This window comes from Pseudomonas sp. TMW22090, from assembly GCF_022496665.1.
Classification (GTDB): domain Bacteria; phylum Pseudomonadota; class Gammaproteobacteria; order Pseudomonadales; family Pseudomonadaceae; genus Aquipseudomonas; species Aquipseudomonas gregormendelii.
Genome location: NZ_SCFH01000008.1, coordinates 1 through 19037 on the forward strand (window position 1 = coordinate 1; position 19037 = coordinate 19037).

The window sequence follows — 19037 nt, forward strand, 5'->3', positions numbered from 1 at the left end:
CGGCTACTCATCGAGGGCCGAGCGTTGTTACAGCAACGCTCACAACGAGCCCGGATACATTAGCGCAAGCCAGCTTTACCGAAAACAGCCCATGAGGTTGCAGGAGATGGGCTGACCATACATTTTTGTGGGCAAACCAGGCAATTTGACACTTATGACCACCGGCACACCTGTGTTACATACTTATTGAGTAGTGACCACTGTACCCATGAGGTTTTTGCCAATGCGCTTGTGCCCGTCCCTGCCAAAGCTGTTGCCTGCTGCGATGCTCGGTTTGTTCATGTGTGGAGCGCAGGCGGCCGTGCCCGCCCCGGCGCCCGACAGTTTGCGACCATTGCTGGTGACGATGTATGAGCGGCTGAGCATTGCCGATCAGGTGGCGCTGAGCAAATGGGATACGCGCCAGCCGACGCAAGACAGTGCGCGGGAAGCGCAAGTCATTGCCAATGCCAGGAAACAGGCGCTGGAACGCAAACTCGACCCGGACGAGGTCGCGGAGTTGATTGCCGCGCAGATTGAGGCCAGCAAGCTGGTGCAGTACGGTTTGCTTGCGCAGTGGCAAGCGGCTGGCAAGGCACCCGATACGCCGAGGCCAGACCTTTCCACGCAGGTCCGGCCGCGCCTGGATCAGCTGCAAGTCCGACTGTTGACCGAGTACGCCACGTTCGCCCGCTATCGTACCGACCCCGACTGCCCCCTGTGGCTAGCCACCGCCCGGTCCGGCCTGATCAAGGACGCTCTGCATGGACAGGCATTGATCCGGGCGACGGGTGATCTGTGTATCACTGCCCAGTGATGGGCGATTGGCAGCCATTGCTGGCGTCGATAGTCACCATCAACTCAATGAAGTTCTCATAATAAATCTCCGGCGTAACATCAGCTCCATACCAACCAATAACACCCCGGAGCACACCATCATGAAACGCCAGGTCCTTCTCAGCATCGCCTTCTCGGTTTTTGCAGTTAACGCTTTCGCCGCCACTTCCGCCCAGCCCGTCGTCGCTGAAGGCGGGTCGGATCGCCTGATTGAAAGTCGTGTAGCCGAAGGTGGCTCCGATCGTCTGCTGGAACGCCGTGTGGCCGAAGGCGGCTCCGATCGTCTGCTGGAACGCCGTGTAGCCGAAGGCGGCTCCGATCGTCTGCTGGAACGCCGTGTGGCCGAAGGTGGCTCCGATCGTCTGCTGGAACGCCGTGTAGCCGAAGGTGGCTCCGATCGTCTGCTGGAGCGTCGTGTAGCCGAAGGTGGCTCCGATCGTCTGCTGGAGCGTCGTGTGGCCGAAGGTGGCTCCGATCGCCTGATCGAGAGTCGCAACGCATGAGTAAAGTGTTAACGGCAGCACCCGAAAATAACCCGGCCTCAGCAGCCGGGTTTTTTCTGTCTGGTCATTGGCCGTCCTGGAACGTCTGCAGGTAGGCCAGCACATCCGCGACTTTATCCGGATCGCTGAGCCCCCAGAAGATCATTCGGGTCCCGGGCACCACCTTTTTCGGTGCTTCCAGGTACGCGGTGAGCGTTTGCGTGGTCCAGGTGATACCGGCTGATTTCATCGCATCGGAATACTGGTAATCCGTGGTGCTGCCGGACATCCGGCCGAAAATCTGATTGAGCTGCGGGCCGAAAGACGCCCGGGCGGACTCTCCGACCTGATGGCAGCCGCCGCAGATACGGCCAAACAGCTTCTGCCCTGCCTCCACATCACCCGCACCATGGGCCTGCGCGGTGAACAATGCACCACTGAGCAACAAGGCAACCGTGATTCCAGCGGCGTTGTTCATTTTCACTCCTGATCAGACGAGCACTATGCAGGCTGCACAGGATACGGATTGCCCCATCTTTCTCAATCAGGTTTTCACCGCCACCCAGGTGAAACACATGGGCAACTGGGCGCTCTGCTGCTCATAGCGGTCGTACAGTTCTTCGCGATTGGAGTGTGGATACTCCTTGAAATGGCTGATCGCCAAACCTGCATCGAGGGCGCCGGTAAAGATGTCGCCCAGGGTATGGATGAACCAGTATGACGCTGCGGACTGCTGCTCGACCTTGCCGGCATAGACAATCGGTTGGGTTTGCACGAATGGTTCGCTGCGAAAGTAGGAGCTGTCCAGGCGGTACGGATCGCTCGCCTCGGGGTCGAACATCTCCAGAAACGGGTGGGTTTCGTAGATCACCAGCGCGCCACCGGTTTTGAGGATGCGGGCCACATGGCGGAAGAACTCGCCAATGTCCGGCATCCAGTTCAATACGCCAATAGTGACCAGTGCCACATCGAAACGATTGTGGAGATCGCTTGGGAGGTGATGGATGTCGGCTTCGATGAACTGTGCAGGATGGGGCGAGCGCGCCCCCAGTTCCCGCGCCTGATCGAGGAAAGCGGCGGATTGATCGATACCCACCACGCTACGGGCACCAAGGGCAAACAGCGAGAGGCTTTCCCTGCCGTTGTTGCAGCCCACTTGCACGAGGTCTTTTCCTGCGACGCCGACTTGCTCCAGCAGCATGTGCAAGGTGGTGTCAAGACAGCTGAAATCATTGTGTTCTACAGCACTGAGCAGCGCCGGCCATTCAGGATTGTCCCGATGATGGCGGGCGGAGTCGTTCCAGGCCTCGCGGTTGCTGGCGATGGCTGTTTCCTTGGTCGGCATTTCCATTGCAGGCTCCAGAGATCTGGTCTTGATTGACCGGTGAAGGAGTCTAGGTGAGAGGTGCAGGAAAACCCATTGGGAGATTGTTGGATTCTTGTAAGGGGCAAACTCGCTGACTTCAATAGCCTAAGCGCGAGCAGAGCTCGCCCCTGCGAGGGGAATCTCCTGGCGGTGAACGTGTGCCCCCTGCGCAAGGTCTATAGTTAACGACCTTGGGGAAATTACCGAAAAATCAGGTGATGCCATGCAAAACACCAAGCTGATGATGTCGCTCGCTGTATGCCTGCTCGGTGCCAACGGCGCCCAGGCCGATGACAGTCCGATGCAGACGCAGACCTACAACAGCGAGTTCATCTACTACGGCGCGGACCAGCCCTTCGCCCACCCCTCGCCTCCGTCCATCAGCACCGTGCCGCCGGGGTCATACATCTCGACTTCGCCTCAGGACTTCATCCCGATAGCCAGCCGGCAGGAGTTTACCGACTCGCGCCTGCCGACCATCGCGGACGCCAGCGTACGGGTGTTCATCCGCTCCTATGACGCGCAGCGCGGGGTGTACGTCAACGAAGAAGTCCTCGACCCCACGTGCCTGCTCGCCTGCCTGAGTCGCCAGGGCCCGGCGTTGTAGCCCGGCTACCACTGGCGCTTGTCCGGACGCGAGAGGCCGAGCTTTTCGATGCGGTAGCGCAGCATGTCGCGGCTCAAGCCCAGCAGGCGCGCTGACTTGGTGACGTTCCAGTCGGTCTTGTCGAGCATCTTGCGCACCATGTCACGCTCGACCTCCGGCAGGTTCATCGACTCCGTGCCGTTGTAGACCGGCCGCGGCTCGTGGTGTTGCGCCTCCTGGATAATGGGTGGATCGTCCACCAGGCTCAGGCACACGTTCAACTGATGGGCTGCGATGGTATCGCTCTGGGCCAGCAGCACGGTCTGTTCGAGCATGTTGCGCAGCTCGCGCACGTTGCCCGGCCAGCTGTAGCTGAGCAGCAGTTCTTCGGCCTGATCGCTGAAATGCAGGTTCGGCTTGCCATAGCGCTTGCCGTGGGCCGCCAGGAAATGCCGGGCCAGGAGCAGGATGTCTTCGCCGCGGGCATACAGCCGCGGCACCTTGATCGAGATGATCCGCAGGCGGAAGAACAAGTCGCGGCGGAACTTGCCTTGCTGCACCATCTGTTCCAGGTTGCAATTGGTGGCGCTGATCACCCGCAGGTCGACCTTGCGCTCCTTCACCGACCCGACCCGGCGGATGGTCCGGTCTTCCAGCAGTTTAAGCAGCTTGGCTTGCAGCAGCAGGTCCATCTCGCCCACTTCATCGAGGAACAGGGTGCCGCCATCGGCGGCTTCGACCAATCCGACCCGGCGGTCCTTGGCATCGGTGAAGGCGCCCTTCTCGTGGCCAAACAACTCCGACTCCACCAGGTTCGATGGAATCGAGGCGCAGTTGAACTCAATGAACGGACCTTTGCTGCGCGGCCCGTCGAAATGCAGCGCCCTGGCCACCAGTTCCTTGCCGGTGCCGGTCTCGCCCTCCACCAGGACCGGCGGCAAGTCGGTGTTGGCCATGCGCCGCTCGGCGTCGAGCAGTTGGGCGATGGTGCCCTTGAGGTATTGCATGGGTGCCGACTCGCCGATCAACGCCTGCACGCCGGACTTCTGTGCTTCACGCTCCTGATAAAACGACAGCGTGCGCTCCATTCGATCAGTGGCCAGGGCCTTGTCCAGCAGCAGCTTGAGCTCCGGCAGGGCCACCGGCTTGGTGACGTAGTGGAAGGCGCCCTCTTTCATCGCCACCACAGCGTCTTCGACATTGCCGTAGCCGGTCATCATGATCACTTTCAGATCCGGCGCGCTGACGCGCAGCTTCTGGATCAGGTCGTGACCGCTCATGCCCGGCAACGAGTTGTCGGTCAGTACCACATCAGGCGCAAACGTGCGCAATTGCTCCAGTGCATCTTCCGCCGAGTGGCAGACCGTGACCTCGAAGTCTTTGCGCTCCAGGTAGGTCTGAATATTCTCGGCAAGAAGTTCGTCATCCTCGACCAGCAGTATGCTGTGCTCCATATTCCCCTCCCGTTGCCACTTTGAAGTTGAGACATACGCGGGTTCCTTCCAGCTCCCGACTGGTCAGTTCGACCGAGCCTTCGAAACGCTCCATTATTCTTTTGACCAGGGCCAGGCCCACGCCCAAACCGCCTTGCTTGGTGGTGAAAAACGGCTTGAAGACCATCTGCTGCTGTTGCGCGGTCATGCCTTTGCCGGTATCGCTCAACGTCAGGCTCACCTGCCCCGGCTGCGACGAATCGAGGCCGATCGTCAGCACGCCGCCCTTGGGCATGGCCTCCAGGGCATTGGCAAACAGGCTATTGAGAATCTGCGTGAGCAGCACCCGCTGACTGACGACCGGTTCGATCAAGCGCGGAGTGAAGCGCACCTCGACGTTCGAGCGGCGGATCAGCGGTTCAAAGGCGTTCAGCGTGTCCTCGACGGCGAGCAACAGGTCCACGGCTTCGGAATCGTCATTGGCCGGGCGCAAGGACACCAGCAATTCGCGAACCCAGCGCGACATGCGATCGACCTGGCTGATGATGTCGCTTATGTTTTTCTGAGCGTTCTGGCTGGCAATGTCCTGGGCCAGTTCGGCGCTGGAGCGGATGTTCGCCAGGGGATTGCGCAAGCTATGCGCCACTGCGGATGACATCTCCCCCAGGGCTACAAAGGTCTCGTTGGCGATCAACAGTTTCTGCTGGGCCTGCAGCAGCCTGGCAGCGCGCCGCACGATCCAGAACAAGCCCAGGTAGATGGCCGCGCCGCCCAGTGCAGTGGCCAGCCAGATGGCCTTGAAGCCTCGCTGGATGCGCGCTACCAGGTCTACGGGCTCCTTGTAGATTTCCACCATGGCAATGACCTTGCTCCTGTCGGCGTTGAACATCGGGATGTAGTTCTCGACGAACAGATAAGCCGGCTCGCGCAGGAACCGCTGCTCGGGACGCTCATCATCGACCTCGTGATAGCTGGTGGATACCGCCTCCTTCATCGTGAATGATTCGTCCAGTTCTTCGTCACCGGTAATGCGCTCACCGATCAGGTCGGGGTTGGTCGACCACACCACCGTGCGATCCAGTGCAAAGACGTGGGCCAGCAGGATGTCCGGCAAGTGCTCCACGTGGTCGAGAAATTCAACCCGGGCCGCCGCGCGTGTCGCGGGGTCTACGTCCGGATAAGCGTTGTCATCACGCGGGTCAAGCATCTCGCCCATGGTCCGGCGCGGATTGATCGAGGCATGGCGGATTTCAGCGTCACCGATGGCCTGGATGAATTGCGCAGTCAGCATGGAGTCACGCTCGATGCTCTCCTCGACCACAAAACGCGTGGAGATATAACCCAGGCCCAGGGCCACGGCGGCGATGATGACGAAGCTGCCCACGGAAAACCAACGCAGCAGATTGAACTGACCAGGCCAGCCCTCCCGCATTGCGGCCAAAGGCGGCGCAGATGCTTTTAATTGTTGTGGTCTGTGCATGGGCCTATCCCGGGATACAGGGGCGCGTTCCCAATCAGTGTAGGTGGCAATCAACGCCTCCGACGGTCCAATGATGGTAAATCGCCGCTATTGTGTTTGTGCCGCCAGCGCCTGCTGGCGTTCGGTCTCTTGCGTCAGAAAATCAATCACCGCCTGGGCCGAGCTTTCATCCAGCCGCAGGTTGGGCATCGGGATCTTTTCGAAGCGTTCGAACAGCGCCGTCGCGATCGGGTCCCCCTCCGCCAGCATCCGGTCCGGCTCACGAATCCAGCGACTCAACCAGGCCGGGTCGCGCTGGCGGGTCACGCCGATCAGGTCCGGCCCGATGCTGCGCATGCCAATGCCCTGGCCATCCTGCGGGCCAAGGCTGTGACACGAAGCACAGCGGGTGCGAAACAGTTCTTCGCCGGTGCTCGGCGGGCGGATCTGCGGGGCGTCGGCATAACTTTGTTCAATGCTCGGCTGCTTCCAGTTCTGCAAGGTATTGGCCAGCTGATCGGCGAGGATCCACGGATTTTCAAAGGGCGAGGCCTTCATCCAGCGGCCGGTTTCCTGGTTGCCGACGATCAGGCTGAGGTTGTGGTCCTTGTTACGGCCGTTGTCGACCCCTTCGATGAACAGCCCGAGCTTGTGTCTAAGCTCGGTGACATCGTCGAATTCACCGGTCAGAAATTGCCAGCCCGGCCCGACCTTGAAGCGTTGCGCGTAGGCCTTGAGCACGGCAGGTGTGTCGCTTAGCGGATCGATGCTGATCGAATAGAAGAAGATGTCCTTGCCGACCCGATCCCCCAACAGCGTCTGCACCTGACGCAGGCGCGCAGTTTCCAGCGGGCAGGAGTCGCTGCACGAGGTGAAGATGAAGTTGATCACCACCACCTTGCCCTTGATCAGGTCGTCGAAGAAATGCACCTGTTGACCGTCCTGGTTGGTCAGCTGGGTGTTGGGGAAATAATCGCCGCCCCAGGGCGTCACCGAGCCATTCGCCGCGGACTCCGCCTCGTGTGCCAGCAGCAACCGGCCAGCCAGCACGCAGGTCACCAGCAGCAGCACCAGGTGCATGGACAGGGCACGGGAGCGCGGCGTGTGCAGTGGCCGGTCGACCGGTAGGCGGTTCATTTTTTCACCGTCACTTGCGGTCCGAAACCGTCGCCGGTGCGGAAGGTTGGCAGTGCGGCGGAGTTCACATAGCGCACCCCGTCCCAGCTTGGCAGTGGCGTTGGCATCAGCTGCAATTGCCCGGGTTTTTCCAGGTCCCAGCGCAGCAGCATGGAGTTGTCTTCGTGCTGGGTGTTGTGACAATGCTCCATGTAGGTGCCGCCGAACTCACGGAAGTTGATCGCAAACTCCACGCTGTCCAGGCCGTCGTTTTCCGAGCCGATCCGGTACACGTCCTTGCGCGCCCATTTTTCCCATTCCGGTGGCGCCTTGCCGCCGCGACTGAGAATGATCCCTTCCTCGAAGTGCACGTGCACCGGGTGGCTCCAGCCCTTGCCGCCGGCCTTGATGTTCCACACTTCCAGGGTGCCGAAACCGCTGACTCCAGCGTCGGTGGGTCCGGTTTTAAGCTGAATCGAGGTATTGAGGCGCCGCGGGTCCATGTGGTAGCCGAAACCGCCATCGGTCTTGACCGTCCAGGGCGCGGCATCGGTGCCATCCGAGCGGCCATAGGTGAAGGTGCGGTGACGGGCCTGGGCGAGCAGCAGCTTGTCGGCGGCGTTGTCACGATGGATCTTCAGCGGGATCATCACCATGCCTTCGGCCTTGCCCGGCTTGGCCGGCTCGTAGGCTGCCGGATCCATGGCCAGGTCCTGGCCGGTGTAGGCCTTGACGTTAAGCTGGAGGACTTTGCCAACCCCCGGGTCACCCTTGTCCCATTGCGGCCCCTTGCTCGATTGCTTGAGCACCGCGAGGTATTTTTCCGACAGCACATCGCCAAGGGGGATTGGCTCTTTCGGCCCCTTGCCGTCGTCGTGGGCCAGCAGGTTGACCACGAACAGCTTGTCCCCTGGCTTAATGCCGTTTTTCGCGAAGTTGACGATGATATCGAAGCGTTCGGCGATGCCCTGGGTCGGCAGGATCGCATTGTGGTTCTGTTTATCGCCGTCGGCATCCAGGTCCATGCTGCCGTCGAAGGGCACGCTGTGCTCCATGATGTTGCCGTCGTTGGCGATCATGTGGAACGGCACCCGGCTGTAGGATACCCCGGAGTTTTTCGGCCCCTGGAACTCGCCGCTGCTGCCCTTGATTTCGCGCACGATGGCCAGCTTGAAGTAACGCGACACCGAGCCATTGAGGATGCGCAAGCGATAGCTGCGGGCGCGTACATCAAGGGTGGGTTTCCACTGCCAGTTGACCAGGATCTGGTCGCCAAGAAAGCCGTCGGTGTTGAACGGGTTGAACCACAACTGGCCGGACTGATCCCAGGCCTTGTCGGCGATCACCAGGTTGACGTCGTAATCGCGATTGCCCCACGGCAAGGCGCTGCCGCTGGGCAAGCGCAGGTTGACGCCGTCGTTGACCGACTCGTTGCCGCGGTCCAGGGCACTGTAGTAGTTCATCATCGCCGCGTTGCCCTTGTAGACGTTCTGCGCGGTGAAATCGAGCATGTGGTCGTGAAACCAGTGGGTACTCATGGTTTCGCGCCAGTCGCCACGGATCTTGATCGTGCCGTGGTCGCAGGTCTTGCGGCTGGGGGTCAGGTCGTTGGTCCAGAGGGTCTCGCCCGGCGAGCAGGGGAACGCCGCGCGCGGATCCTGGGCATCGGTGTTGATGCTGTCATAGCCGGCCAACTGGATCGGCCAGCGATAGTCGTAATACTGGCCGGGGAAGAAGAACGCATTGGCATAGCCATCGCTTTCCGCTGGCGCGTGGCCGTTGTGTTCGTGGGTGCTGATGGTATGCAGGCCGAAGCCCATGTTGGCCGCCGGGTCGATGGGCAGGCCGTTGTAGTGCCGCATCAGGACGGGCTGGCCGTAGCGCACCATCAACAACTTGGGCGGCAGGGTGCCGTCGAAGGTCCAGACCGAATTGTGGTTTTGCACCGGCATGTTCGGGTGAAAGCGCGGGTCGACGCCCTTGGCGGTGCCGTCGGTAGCCGGGACGCCGGCCACGTTGTGGTAGAGCCCGCCGGGGCCGAACTCGCCCAGGGCATAACCATGCATCTGCCGGCTATCACGCAGCCCGCCATTGACCCGGGCACCGGTCTGCACGGTCTTGTAGGCCAGTTGCGGGTAGAACTCGTTCCAGCGCTGGTGGGACCAGCCCTTTCCAGGTGGGCGCCCTTCTGCCGACGAGCCGATATGCCGGTTGAGGAAATATTCGATCTGCGCCTGCCAGGGGTTGCGGTCCACCACGTTGGAGAACTGACTGGGGAAAGGTGTCAGCCCCGGCTGACGCAGGAAAGCATCTAGCGCGACGCCTGGAGGTGCACTGCGCGCCGCACTGGTGGGGTCCTGTTGCGGCGCCGGGCCGATCGCCACGGGCGGAAACGGCAGGGGTGCCGCCGGTGTGGTCGGGTCAAGCTTTTCCGGGCCGAATTCTTCGAACAGCACCAGTTGCTGGGTAAACGGCTGGGCGCCAAACAGTGGGCTGGGCTTGCCATTCGTGGGGTAATTGAAACTGGTCTGCACCGTCGGCGGCAGGATGTTTTCCTGACGCGGCGTGTCGCGGCTGCCTTTGACCCCATCGGGTAAATCGAAGGAATCCTCGTTGGCCTCCGGCATGGTGAGGATCGCATTCAAGGCGCCGACCTTGTCCTCGGGTTCGTCGTAATAAGCCGAAGGGTCCGAAGGTTCGGGCTGTCGCTCGTCGTCGATCGGGCTGGCACGCAAGGAAGATGCAGCCAGGGTCATCAGGAGGATGCCCACGGGCGTGAACCACTTGCAGGTTCGTTTGAAGGGGTGTGTCGATTGCCTGTTCATCACCAGCCGCCTCACAGTCAGAAGGGGTACTGGTGGAATTGCAAGGAGCTCGCCAGACTTGTAACAGATTAATACAAAATAATTAACGTCATTCAATACAATGGCTTAACAACATCAATGTGCCATGACTGATCGAAGTGACTGGGGAATGACACCCGCTAGCGGGGAAAGTTCATCCCCAGTTTCAGGGAATCAGCTTGAACCACAGGCGCACGCAAGTGCCCTCGCCTTCGCGACTTTCCAGCTGCACCGAGCCGCCAAAACGCTCCATTATCCGCTTGACCAACACCAGCCCGACGCCAAGTCCGCCCTGCTTGGTGGTGAAAAACGGGCGGAAGGCCATGGTGCGTTGTTCGGCGTTCATGCCCTTGCCATTGTCGCTTATCACCACGCTGACGCTACGGGCATCACCCGGCTCCAGCCGCACGGTCAGGGTGCCCCCCTTGTCCATGGCTTCCAGGGCATTGGACACGAGGCTGTTGAGGATCTGGTTCAGTTGCACCTGCTGGCTGCGCACCATTGGCGTCTGGGTGGGCTCGAACACCACATTGATCTCGCCCTTGGCGATCTGCTGCTCGAACGCCATGAGGCTGTCGTGCAACGCTGCTACCAGGTTCACCGGTTCCGCTTCTTCGCTCAGCGGGCGCAAGGATTGCAGCAACTCGCGCACCCACTTCGACATGCGGTCGACCTGGCCGATGATGTCGTTGATGTTCTTGTGCGCCGCGCCAGTGTCGAACTCCAGGGCCAGCTCGGCGCTGGAACGTATGGTCGCCAGGGGGTTGCGCAAGCTGTGGGCAACCGCAGAGGACATTTCGCCCAGGGCCACAAAGGTTTCATTGGTGATCAACTGCTTCTGCTGGGTCGCCAGCAAATTCGCCGCGCGCCGCACGATCCAGTACAGCCCCAGGTAAATCAGCCCGCCGCCCAGGGCCGTGGCCAGCCAGATCAACAACAGGCCACGCTGCATTCGATCAATCAGGTCCTTGGGCTCCTTGTAGATCTCGACCATCGCCGTGACCTTGTCGCCGTCGGCATCGAACAACGGAATGTAATTCTCTATGAAAATGTATTCCGGGGGAGTGACGAACTTCTGCTCCATGCGGCTCTTGTCCACTTCGTGATAACTGGCGGACACGGGGATTCTGGAATTGAAGGCCTGGTCCAGGTCATCATCGGTGTGGATGGTGGTGCCCATCAGGGACGGGTTGGTCGACCAGATCACCGTGCGGTCGGGGGCATAGATGTTGGCCAGAATCACGTCCGGCAGGTGCTCGATATGGTCAAGGAATTCGCCGCGGGCCTTGGCCCGGGCCAAGGGGTCGACGTCGGAAAAATTGCGGTCCTGGCGCGGGTCAAGCAGCTCGCCCATGGTCCGCACATGCGGGATGGACACGTGGCGCACTTCGGCAGAAGCGATTGCCTGGATGAACTGCGAGGTCAGCAAGGCGTCACGCTGTACGCTTTCGGTAATCACGAAGCGGGTCGACACTGCCCCCAGGGCGATCGCCACCGTGCCGATGACCGCCATGCTGATCAGCGAAAACCAGCGCAACAGGTTGAACGGCTGCTTGCGCGAGCCCAGGCGAACATCGCCCTGGTGGGACGCGAGTGTTTGAGTCGACCTGGCCATGGATAGTGTTCCGCACGAATTCCCCTATAGGGTTATAGCCCACCCGCCGATCTTTGCCCGATCCCGGGGGTGGCTGCCCCCCATTCCCCGCCGCCCCCATCTACCCCCAACTCTGGGGGCTGGGGCCCGATGGTGTTTCACTCAAGACGCCACCCTCTCGCACCTGCACGCCCGTGCGCCGGGCCTGTGCGGGGCATTTTCGCTTTCTGGTACGGAAGTTGCCGAAACCCCTCTCAACTGACCCATCCCCAAGGGACAGGTCTCCAATAGAGGGAATACTCATGCACCCTTTACTGTCCAAAACGGCGGCCGCCCTGGTCGTCAGTGCTCTGGCTCAAGGCGTCGCCCAGGCGGCGCTGTTTGCAGTCGATCCCGGACCCTATCTACCTGGCAACGGTGGCTTCGCCGCCTGGTATCAGGACACGCACGGTCGGACCCTCGACCTGTGCCTGTCCAAGGCGGTAAGTTCGCGGGTTCCAGGCGCACCCGGCGCGCCGACCTACATGTGCAACCTGCTGCCGACTCCCGGGGTTTTCGATGACGCGCAGCCAATCGTCTTCCCCACTAACTTCCCCGACGAAGCCTTCTGGTTTACTGCCGACGCGGCAATCGTCGACGCCGCACGCGGGATTGACCTGGCATTTGGCACCGCCATTGAAGCGGCCTTCGCCGCCGAAGAACCGGTGGAAGGCGACCAGGTCAGCTTTGCCCGGGTAAGGATTCGCGTCGACGTGCCCGTCGCCGGCACCTACGTGATCACCCACCCCTATGGTGTCGATGTGTTCAACATCGACACCCCCGGGCGGCGCGCGATCAACATGACCCGGGACATCGGCATCGGCACGCCGAAAACCTATGACGGCGCCCTCAAGGGCGATGTCGGGCCTTTCCTGCGCAGCGTCAACGGCCCCTACTCCGAGACCAACCCGCTGACCGGCAGCGCCGAACAGTTCGTCGGCGACCCCAACCTCACGGAAGCCGTGACCGGCAGCCCGTTCAACACCAACTTCGTGCGCATCGAAGGCCCTAACGGCCTGGACCTTCGCACTACGCTGTTTTCAATCTCGGGCAAATTATCCACCGTGGTTCGCCCCACGCCCATGATCGCCCAGCGGAGTACCTACTCACGCACCGCCGGTGAAAGCGCGCCAGTGGCCCAGCAGGACGTGTTCGTAATGGCGCCACCGCCACCGGCGAGCGTGACCCTCTCCAGCAGTACCCCGGTCCTGAACCTGAGTGAAGCCGACACCACCGGCAACTGGTACGCGCAGTCGTCGGCCAACCCGACCTTGCCGACCACCTTGCAAGTGACCGCCGACAACCACCTGGCCATTCCCAGCAGCACGCCGACCACCCTGCCCATGGCTCTGACCGACCTGGTGGTGATCCAGCGGGCCGAGTACAGCCTGAGTTCCGGGCAGCTGACCCTCGTGGCCTCCACCAGCGATGAAACCTCGCCGCCAGTGCTCACGGCAACGTCAGGCAGTGGTGCCGCCATCGGCGCCCTCAGCGGCGAAGGCGCGGTGAAAACCCTGGCCACCGGTATCTCGCCGATTCCACCGTCCCGGGTTCGTGTGACGTCATCCAATGGCGGCAGCGACACCGAAGAAGTGGTCATCGTGCAATGAACGCTCACATGCCCAGATCCTCATCAGGAGGCATCATGAACAATTGGCCACGCCTGGCGCTCAACGCCCTGGGACTGACTCTATCGCTGTCCGGCAGCGCGTTCGCGCAACTCGCCGCCGTCGACCCGGGCCCTTATACCTTTGCCACGGGGAAATTCCCCATGTGGTATCAGGACAACAATCAACTCTCGATGGAACTGTGCCAGTCCCGGGCCGCCAGCTCGCGGGTGCCGGCCTCGGTACCGCCGGCCTACATGTGCACCCTGCTGCCGGAACCGGGTATTTACGATGACACCCAACCCATGGTGTTCCCGGACAACTGGCCACCGGAAGCCTTCTGGTTTCTTGCCGAGACGGCCATCCCCGATAACGGCGCCGGCTATGGCGTAGATGCCTACGTGGCCGGGATCGAAGCGGCATTCGCTTCAGAGAATCCGATCGATGGCGACCAGCAAAGCTTTGCGCGGATTCGCATCCGGGTGAACATTCCCACGGCCGGTGTCTACACCATCACCCACCCGTATGGTGTGGAAACGGTCAACGTGACGGCACCTGGCCGTCGTGCGATCAACATCACCCGCGACATCGGCATCGGCGCACCGGGCAATTTCACCGGTGCGGTGAATGGCGCCATCGGCCCCTTCCTGCGCAGCATCAACGGCCCCTATACCGAGGTGAACCCGGACACTGGTGGCGTGGAAACCTTCGTCGGCGACCCGAACCTCACCGAGCAGGTCACCGGCAGCCCGAACAACACCAACTTCCTGCGGGTCACCGGGCCTGCGGGCACCATCCAGACCAACCTCTTCACAGTGGCCGGCAAGGTCCTTGACGCCCGTGCGCAAACCCCGGTCGAGGTGGACCGCGCGACTTACCGGCGCACCACCTCGGGTGGTAGCAGCAACGTGCGCGTCGAAGTGTTCGCCAAGGCCGGCAGCGGTTCGTCCCTGTGCTTCCGCGAAAGCGTGGCGCTGGTTCCCGGACCACCGCTTTCGCCCTGCCAGACCACCCTGTTTGGGGACAACACCGGGCTATTCTTCGGTCAGCGCCAGGCTATTGGGCCGGTGCCTCCGGTCATAGTGGTCACCGCTTCCAATCCGGCAGGCACTACCCGGCCGACAGCCGTATCGAGCAAGCTCACAGACGTGGTGAAAATCCAGACCGCACGCTACAACTGGTCTAACCACAGCCTGCTGATCGAGGCCACCTCCACCGATGAAGTGGCCATTCCGGACATGGTCGCGCAAGGCTACGGACGCCTGTCGAAATCCGGCACCCTGCAGAAAATCACCATAGCCGATCTGACCCAGCCCCCCGCTTCCGTGACGGTAAAATCCGCCGCCGGCGGCAGTGACACCGAGCCAGTAGTGGTAGTTGGCAGCGCGCCGAACACCGGCGAAAACCAGCCTCCACTGGCCGTCGCCGACAGCGGCAGCACCAGCTTCGGCGTACCCATCACCCTCAACCTGCTGACCAACGACAGTGACCCCGATGGCGACGTGCCGCTGAGCATCACCGCGTTGACCCAACCGGCTGCGGGACAGGGCACCGTGGCATTGAGCGGCACGACTGCAGTGGTCTACACCCCCCCGGCGGTGGTCAACGCTCCGCTGACCACCACCTTCACCTACAAGGCGCAAGACATCAAAGGCCTGGCCTCGACCGCTCCGGCGACCGTGACCATCACCGTGGCACCTAACCAGGCACCGGTGGCCGTCAACGATGCCATTGCAACCCTGGGCGTGGCGGTACCGATCAGCGTGCTGGCCAACGATACCGATCCGGAAGGCAACCTGCCCCTGGCAGTCGCCAGCTTCAGCCAACCACCGGCGGGTCGCGGCAGTGTCAGCAGCAACGGCACGGTACTGACCTACACCCCACCGGCCACCGTGACCACGGCTTTCACCACGACCTTCACCTACACCGTCCGGGACAGCTTCGGTGCTGTGTCAGCGGCCCCGGCGACGGTCACCGTGCAAGTCTCGCCACGGCCTGCTGCGGAGAACTTCACAGTGACCACGGCCACGGTGTCGGCACGCTCCAACAACCGCTTCACCTGGGACTTTGCCGGCACCAGCTCGGTGATCACCGGCAACACCATCACCGTCCGGGTCAGCACCCCGACGGGCCTGGTGACCCTGGGTACCACCACGGTGCCAGTGACCGGTCGCTGGCGGTTGACGGTCAGCAACAGCACCACGGTGATCCCGTCGGCGAACCCGACAGCCACCATCACCTCGTCCCAAGGCACCGTGCGTACGGTGTCGGTAACGGCGAACTGAGCCCTCGCCCCGTCAACTCCAGGAGTTGACGGGGCCAGCCTCTTCTCACAGGACAACGCCATGAAAACGTCGACCGCCGCCCTGCTCTGCCTGCTTCTGCTCTGCAGTGGCGCTGGCGCGCGCGCCGACGACGACCTGATGGACAACGACGACCTGGCCCCCGCCACCGACCTCGGCGAGCTGCCACCGCCGGTTGGCCAACAGGCACTGATCGACCAGAACGGCCAGGCCAACGTCGCGCTGCTGCAACAGAACGGCCAGTCGTTGCTCGGCAGCATCGTCCAGTCGGGCAGCAATCAGGAGGCGTTCATTCTTCAGCAAGGTAACGACCTGATGGCCCTGATCACCCAGCAAGGTTCGGGCAATAACGCCGGCATCACCCAGACCGGCAGCCACAACCGCGCGCAGATCTCCCAGAACGGCAACAACAACGACGCCACCATCGACCAGGCCGGCACGGGGCTTTCCAGCGCCGTTACCCAGTCGGGCAATGGCATGAGCGTTTCGGTCAAACAATATCGCTAAAGCACTGCACTACCCGGAGGTTTCATCATGTTCAAACTGACGCCCCTCACCGCCGCCATCCTGGTCATTGTCAGTGCCCAGGCCATGGCCGACGACAGTATCTCGACCCAGAAACAATTCGGTGATGCCAACATCGCCAATGTGAAGCAGACCCAGGCCCCGTTCAGCACCGCAACCGAGCAGCAGTTCGGCCAGGGTAACGACGCGATGGCGGTGCAGGACACTGCAAGCAGTAGCATCGACCAGAATCAGGTCGGTGATTACAACGCCGGCTATGCCGAGCAACTGTTCGAGGACGGCAGCACCATCGTGCAACGGCAGGTGGGTACGTTCAACAACACCCATGCCAGCCAGTCCATCGGCTTGACCGGCAACGAAGCGCTGCAACAGCAACAGGGTAGCGGCAACTTTTCGTTCATTTACCAGGACAGCCAGCAAGGCGCCTCGGGCCAGACCTTTCAAAACGGTGACAGCAACGTGGCTTACATCGAACAGATGGAAGTGGGCGATGCGAATGTCGCCACCGTGGTGCAGTACGGCACCGCCAACTATGGCACCGCAGAACAGGTCGGTCACTCGGGTGGCCAAATTGCGATCAACCAGAACGGCGGCGACAACTACGCCTACGGTGATCAGCGCAGCGGCGTTGGCGGCACAGTGACCATCAGCCAGTTCGGCGACATGAACGGCAGTGAAGTCTGGCAGTTCGGTCAAGCCGCCAGCCAGGTTATCGTCGATCAATACGGGCAGGCCAACGAAGCGATCGTCGACCAGAGTTTTGGGCAAAACAACTACGCCCAGGTCGTGCAAGTCGGCGACCTCAACGCACTCTACGCCGACCAGTTCGAATCTATCGGTTCGACCCTGGCGCTATACCAACAGGGTACCAACAACATCCACTTTACCTACCAGAGCGGCGACAGCCATGTGCTCAATGCCAGCTCGGTGGGTAACGAGAACAAGGTCTACGCCAGCAACTGGAAAGGCCCACAATCTGGTGGCCAGTTCGGCACCAACCAGCGCGCCACCGTCAACCAGACCGGCAACGCCAACATCGCCAACTTCACCCAGACCGGCGCCGGCCACATCATGACCACCAACCAGAGCGGCCTGGGCAACAAGACCACGGTCAGCCAGGCCGAGTCCTACAACGAGCTGTACTTCGACCAGAACGGCACCGACAACATTCTCATCGCCGACCAGCGCGGCACCACCAACCTGATCCAGGGTTCCTCCACCGGCACCGGCAACAGCAGCGAGTTCGACCAGTCGGGCAGCGGCAACCAGGCGTTCACCACGCAGATGTATGGCAGTGACAACCAGATCACCGTCAAACAGGCCGACAGCATGAACGTGGCATATGTGACCCAGGGCGGGACCGGGAACGTTGCCAATGTTGATCAGAGCGGCGTGTCGCAGATGGCGACGGTGCAGCAGTTTGGCGGGGCTAACCAGGCGACTGTGTTGCAGCAATAACTGATAGGGGGGTACCAAAACCGCGGCCTGAAGGTCGCGGTTTTTTTTTGCTTGCGCGGTTCTGGGCTGCCCCCCGAGATGTTGGACATCAATCAGGACTTTGGGGTGCAGACCATTCTTTAGGAGCTGACCGTAGGAGCTGCCGAGTGAAACGAGGCTGCTCCTACAGTTTGGTCGCTTAGGGATCGCGCGTGCATTGCAAATCCCCGTGGGAGCAAGGAAGGCCGGGATCATCCGCTTATGCTTCTTCGCCCTCAGGCAACACAGGGTTTGGGCGATGCGCTTGAGTATCGGAGGGTTAGGGTACTGGCAGAGCTGCTGGTCTCGAACCCTGTCTCGATGTAGGAGCTGACGAGTGAAACGAGGCTGCGATCTTTTGATCTGGTTTAGCCACCACCAGGATCAAAAGATCGCAACCTCGTTTCACTCGGCAGCTCCTACAGGCAGCTCCTACAGTTTGGTCGCGCAGGAGTCGCCTGTGCACTGCAAGTCCCTGTGGGATCAGGGAAGACTGGGACCGCCCGGTTATTCTTCCTCGCCTTCCGGCACTACGCGGTTCTGCGACAGGTAGCGTTCCATGGTTTCATTTTGTGGCGGTGCCGAGTTGTCGCCGGCGACCTGCCACATTTTGCGTTCAATGCCTTGGGACAACAGGTGGCCGACCGCCGATTCGATGGCCGACAACACGCACAACTGCGCCGGCTCGTTGGTGGTGTAGCCCACTTCGGCCTCGAGCAGTTTCTTGAACTCGATGAACTTGAACACCCCGGCGCTGCGGGCCACGGAGTAGATGGTCTTGCTGGTCATCACGTTGGCCAGGACCTGGCCGCTGCGCACGTCCACCGCCCGCAGGTTGACGGTGACCTGGTCGACCCGATACTCGCGGGAGATGTCGATGCCCAGGTAACGGGCCCCTTCCCCGCCGCTGCGCACATTGGTGTCATAGGCGATGATGCCGCCTTCGAGCATCATGTTCGCCGCCTGCAACGGCGGCAGTTCCGCCTGGATGTTCATCGGCGTGTTCGGTTTCTTTTGCGAAGCGCGAATGATCTTGCGTTCGGTCAGCAGGTTCTGCAGCCCTTCACGCTCCAGCACCACAAACCAGCCGCTGGCTTGCATGGCGTCCATCAGCATGCTCGCCGCGCCCTGGGTCACGCTGGTGGAAAATGAGCTGGCCGGGGTGGGTTTGTACTGCCCGGTCTGGTCGCGAAAACCGTAGACCACGGCCATCAAGCGGCCCTTGGGACGCGGCAGCTTGATCAAGTCGTAGTAGGTTGACGCCCTGGGCGTCAGGGTCGGGGTTTCGCTGTCCTGCTCGGCCGGCATCGGCTCGCGCAGGCTGCAACCCTGCAAGGCTGCCAACAGCATCCCTAGCACAATTATTTTTTTCATGTCCGTTACTCCCCATCA

General features: G+C 61.5%; 15 protein-coding genes. 7 read left to right on the forward strand and 8 right to left on the reverse strand.

What is annotated here, in order from left to right:
- Positions 1-223 precede the first annotated feature (223 nt).
- Entirely contained in the window at positions 224-796 is a 573-nt protein-coding gene (locus EQV97_RS21250) for a chorismate mutase (RefSeq protein ID WP_122838472.1), read from the forward strand.
- A gap of 121 nt (positions 797-917) precedes the next feature.
- The gene (locus tag EQV97_RS21255) at positions 918-1319 is read left to right on the forward strand and encodes a hypothetical protein (RefSeq protein ID WP_240889749.1); all 402 of its coding nucleotides are present in this window, start codon (positions 918-920) and stop codon (positions 1317-1319) included.
- Positions 1320-1383: 64 nt separating this feature from the next.
- On the opposite strand, the gene EQV97_RS21260 is transcribed toward EQV97_RS21255, so the two are convergent.
- Both EQV97_RS21260 and EQV97_RS21265 read right to left on the reverse strand, forming a co-directional pair.
- Positions 1384-1776, reverse strand: coding sequence for a cytochrome c family protein (locus EQV97_RS21260; RefSeq protein ID WP_122838470.1), 393 nt, complete (start codon positions 1774-1776; stop codon positions 1384-1386).
- Positions 1777-1842: 66 nt separating this feature from the next.
- Complete coding sequence (locus EQV97_RS21265) at positions 1843-2649, reverse strand: class I SAM-dependent methyltransferase (RefSeq protein WP_240889751.1); 807 nt, start codon at positions 2647-2649, stop codon at positions 1843-1845.
- A 238-nt stretch (positions 2650-2887) separates the two neighbouring features.
- Here EQV97_RS21265 and EQV97_RS21270 point away from each other — a divergent pair, with 238 nt between their 5' ends.
- Complete coding sequence (locus tag EQV97_RS21270; RefSeq protein ID WP_201149782.1) at positions 2888-3271, forward strand: hypothetical protein; 384 nt, start codon at positions 2888-2890, stop codon at positions 3269-3271.
- 5 nt (positions 3272-3276) lie between these two features.
- Here EQV97_RS21270 and EQV97_RS21275 read toward each other — a convergent pair whose 3' ends face one another.
- The 5 genes from EQV97_RS21275 to EQV97_RS21295 all read right to left on the reverse strand — a co-directional run bounded on the left by EQV97_RS21275 (position 3277) and on the right by EQV97_RS21295 (position 11716).
- Positions 3277-4704 (reverse strand): sigma-54 dependent transcriptional regulator, encoded by a 1428-nt coding sequence (locus EQV97_RS21275; protein WP_122838467.1) that lies wholly within the window; start codon positions 4702-4704, stop codon positions 3277-3279.
- Entirely contained in the window at positions 4673-6163 is a 1491-nt protein-coding gene (locus tag EQV97_RS21280) for an ATP-binding protein (protein WP_225568711.1), read from the reverse strand. The genes EQV97_RS21275 and EQV97_RS21280 overlap by 32 nt, the downstream gene beginning before the upstream one ends.
- 87 nt (positions 6164-6250) lie before the next feature.
- A complete protein-coding gene (locus EQV97_RS21285; protein WP_201149781.1) occupies positions 6251-7279 on the reverse strand; it encodes an SCO family protein in 1029 nt (342 codons plus the stop codon).
- Entirely contained in the window at positions 7276-10083 is a 2808-nt protein-coding gene (locus tag EQV97_RS21290) for a multicopper oxidase domain-containing protein (protein ID WP_122838464.1), read from the reverse strand. Before EQV97_RS21290 ends, EQV97_RS21285 begins: the two co-directional genes overlap by 4 nt.
- 184 nt (positions 10084-10267) lie before the next feature.
- Positions 10268-11716, reverse strand: a complete 1449-nt coding sequence (locus EQV97_RS21295; protein WP_240889753.1) for an ATP-binding protein — start codon at positions 11714-11716, stop codon at positions 10268-10270.
- Positions 11717-11997: 281 nt separating this feature from the next.
- On the opposite strand from EQV97_RS21295, the gene EQV97_RS21300 reads away from it, so the two are divergent.
- From EQV97_RS21300 to EQV97_RS21315, 4 genes are read left to right on the forward strand one after another with little or no spacing between them, the layout of a single operon-like run.
- Complete coding sequence (locus EQV97_RS21300) at positions 11998-13344, forward strand: hypothetical protein (protein ID WP_122838462.1); 1347 nt, start codon at positions 11998-12000, stop codon at positions 13342-13344.
- A gap of 35 nt (positions 13345-13379) precedes the next feature.
- Positions 13380-15626, forward strand: a complete 2247-nt coding sequence (locus EQV97_RS21305; RefSeq protein WP_240889754.1) for an Ig-like domain-containing protein — start codon at positions 13380-13382, stop codon at positions 15624-15626.
- A 60-nt stretch (positions 15627-15686) separates the two neighbouring features.
- On the forward strand, positions 15687-16151 hold the full coding sequence (locus tag EQV97_RS21310) for a curlin (RefSeq protein ID WP_240889756.1): 465 nt from the start codon (positions 15687-15689) through the stop codon (positions 16149-16151).
- A gap of 27 nt (positions 16152-16178) precedes the next feature.
- Positions 16179-17627: a curlin gene (locus EQV97_RS21315; RefSeq protein ID WP_240889758.1), complete on the forward strand. Its 1449-nt coding sequence runs from the start codon at positions 16179-16181 to the stop codon at positions 17625-17627.
- Between the two features lie 525 nt (positions 17628-18152).
- Here EQV97_RS21315 and EQV97_RS21320 read toward each other — a convergent pair.
- Positions 18153-19019: a CsgG/HfaB family protein gene (locus tag EQV97_RS21320; RefSeq protein ID WP_225568718.1), complete on the reverse strand. Its 867-nt coding sequence runs from the start codon at positions 19017-19019 to the stop codon at positions 18153-18155.
- Between the last annotated feature and the right edge of the window lie 18 nt (positions 19020-19037).

Bases quoted from the DNA above. Each gene is read 5' to 3' on its own strand.
- EQV97_RS21300 (WP_122838462.1), top strand. From the start codon at position 11,998: ATGCACCCTTTACTGTCCAAAACGGCGGCCGCCCTGGTCGTCAGTGCT.
- EQV97_RS21310 (WP_240889756.1), top strand. From the start codon at position 15,687: ATGAAAACGTCGACCGCCGCCCTGCTCTGCCTGCTTCTGCTCTGCAGT.
- EQV97_RS21265 (WP_240889751.1), bottom strand. From the start codon at position 2,649: ATGGAAATGCCGACCAAGGAAACAGCCATCGCCAGCAACCGCGAGGCC.
- EQV97_RS21320 (WP_225568718.1), bottom strand. From the start codon at position 19,019: ATGAAAAAAATAATTGTGCTAGGGATGCTGTTGGCAGCCTTGCAGGGT.
- EQV97_RS21290 (WP_122838464.1), bottom strand. From the start codon at position 10,083: ATGAACAGGCAATCGACACACCCCTTCAAACGAACCTGCAAGTGGTTC.
- EQV97_RS21280 (WP_225568711.1), bottom strand. From the start codon at position 6,163: ATGCACAGACCACAACAATTAAAAGCATCTGCGCCGCCTTTGGCCGCA.
- EQV97_RS21315 (WP_240889758.1), top strand. From the start codon at position 16,179: ATGTTCAAACTGACGCCCCTCACCGCCGCCATCCTGGTCATTGTCAGT.
- EQV97_RS21270 (WP_201149782.1), top strand. From the start codon at position 2,888: ATGCAAAACACCAAGCTGATGATGTCGCTCGCTGTATGCCTGCTCGGT.
- EQV97_RS21285 (WP_201149781.1), bottom strand. From the start codon at position 7,279: ATGAACCGCCTACCGGTCGACCGGCCACTGCACACGCCGCGCTCCCGT.
- EQV97_RS21295 (WP_240889753.1), bottom strand. From the start codon at position 11,716: ATGGCCAGGTCGACTCAAACACTCGCGTCCCACCAGGGCGATGTTCGC.
- EQV97_RS21255 (WP_240889749.1), top strand. From the start codon at position 918: ATGAAACGCCAGGTCCTTCTCAGCATCGCCTTCTCGGTTTTTGCAGTT.
- EQV97_RS21260 (WP_122838470.1), bottom strand. From the start codon at position 1,776: ATGAACAACGCCGCTGGAATCACGGTTGCCTTGTTGCTCAGTGGTGCA.
- EQV97_RS21275 (WP_122838467.1), bottom strand. From the start codon at position 4,704: ATGGAGCACAGCATACTGCTGGTCGAGGATGACGAACTTCTTGCCGAG.
- EQV97_RS21305 (WP_240889754.1), top strand. From the start codon at position 13,380: ATGAACAATTGGCCACGCCTGGCGCTCAACGCCCTGGGACTGACTCTA.
- EQV97_RS21250 (WP_122838472.1), top strand. From the start codon at position 224: ATGCGCTTGTGCCCGTCCCTGCCAAAGCTGTTGCCTGCTGCGATGCTC.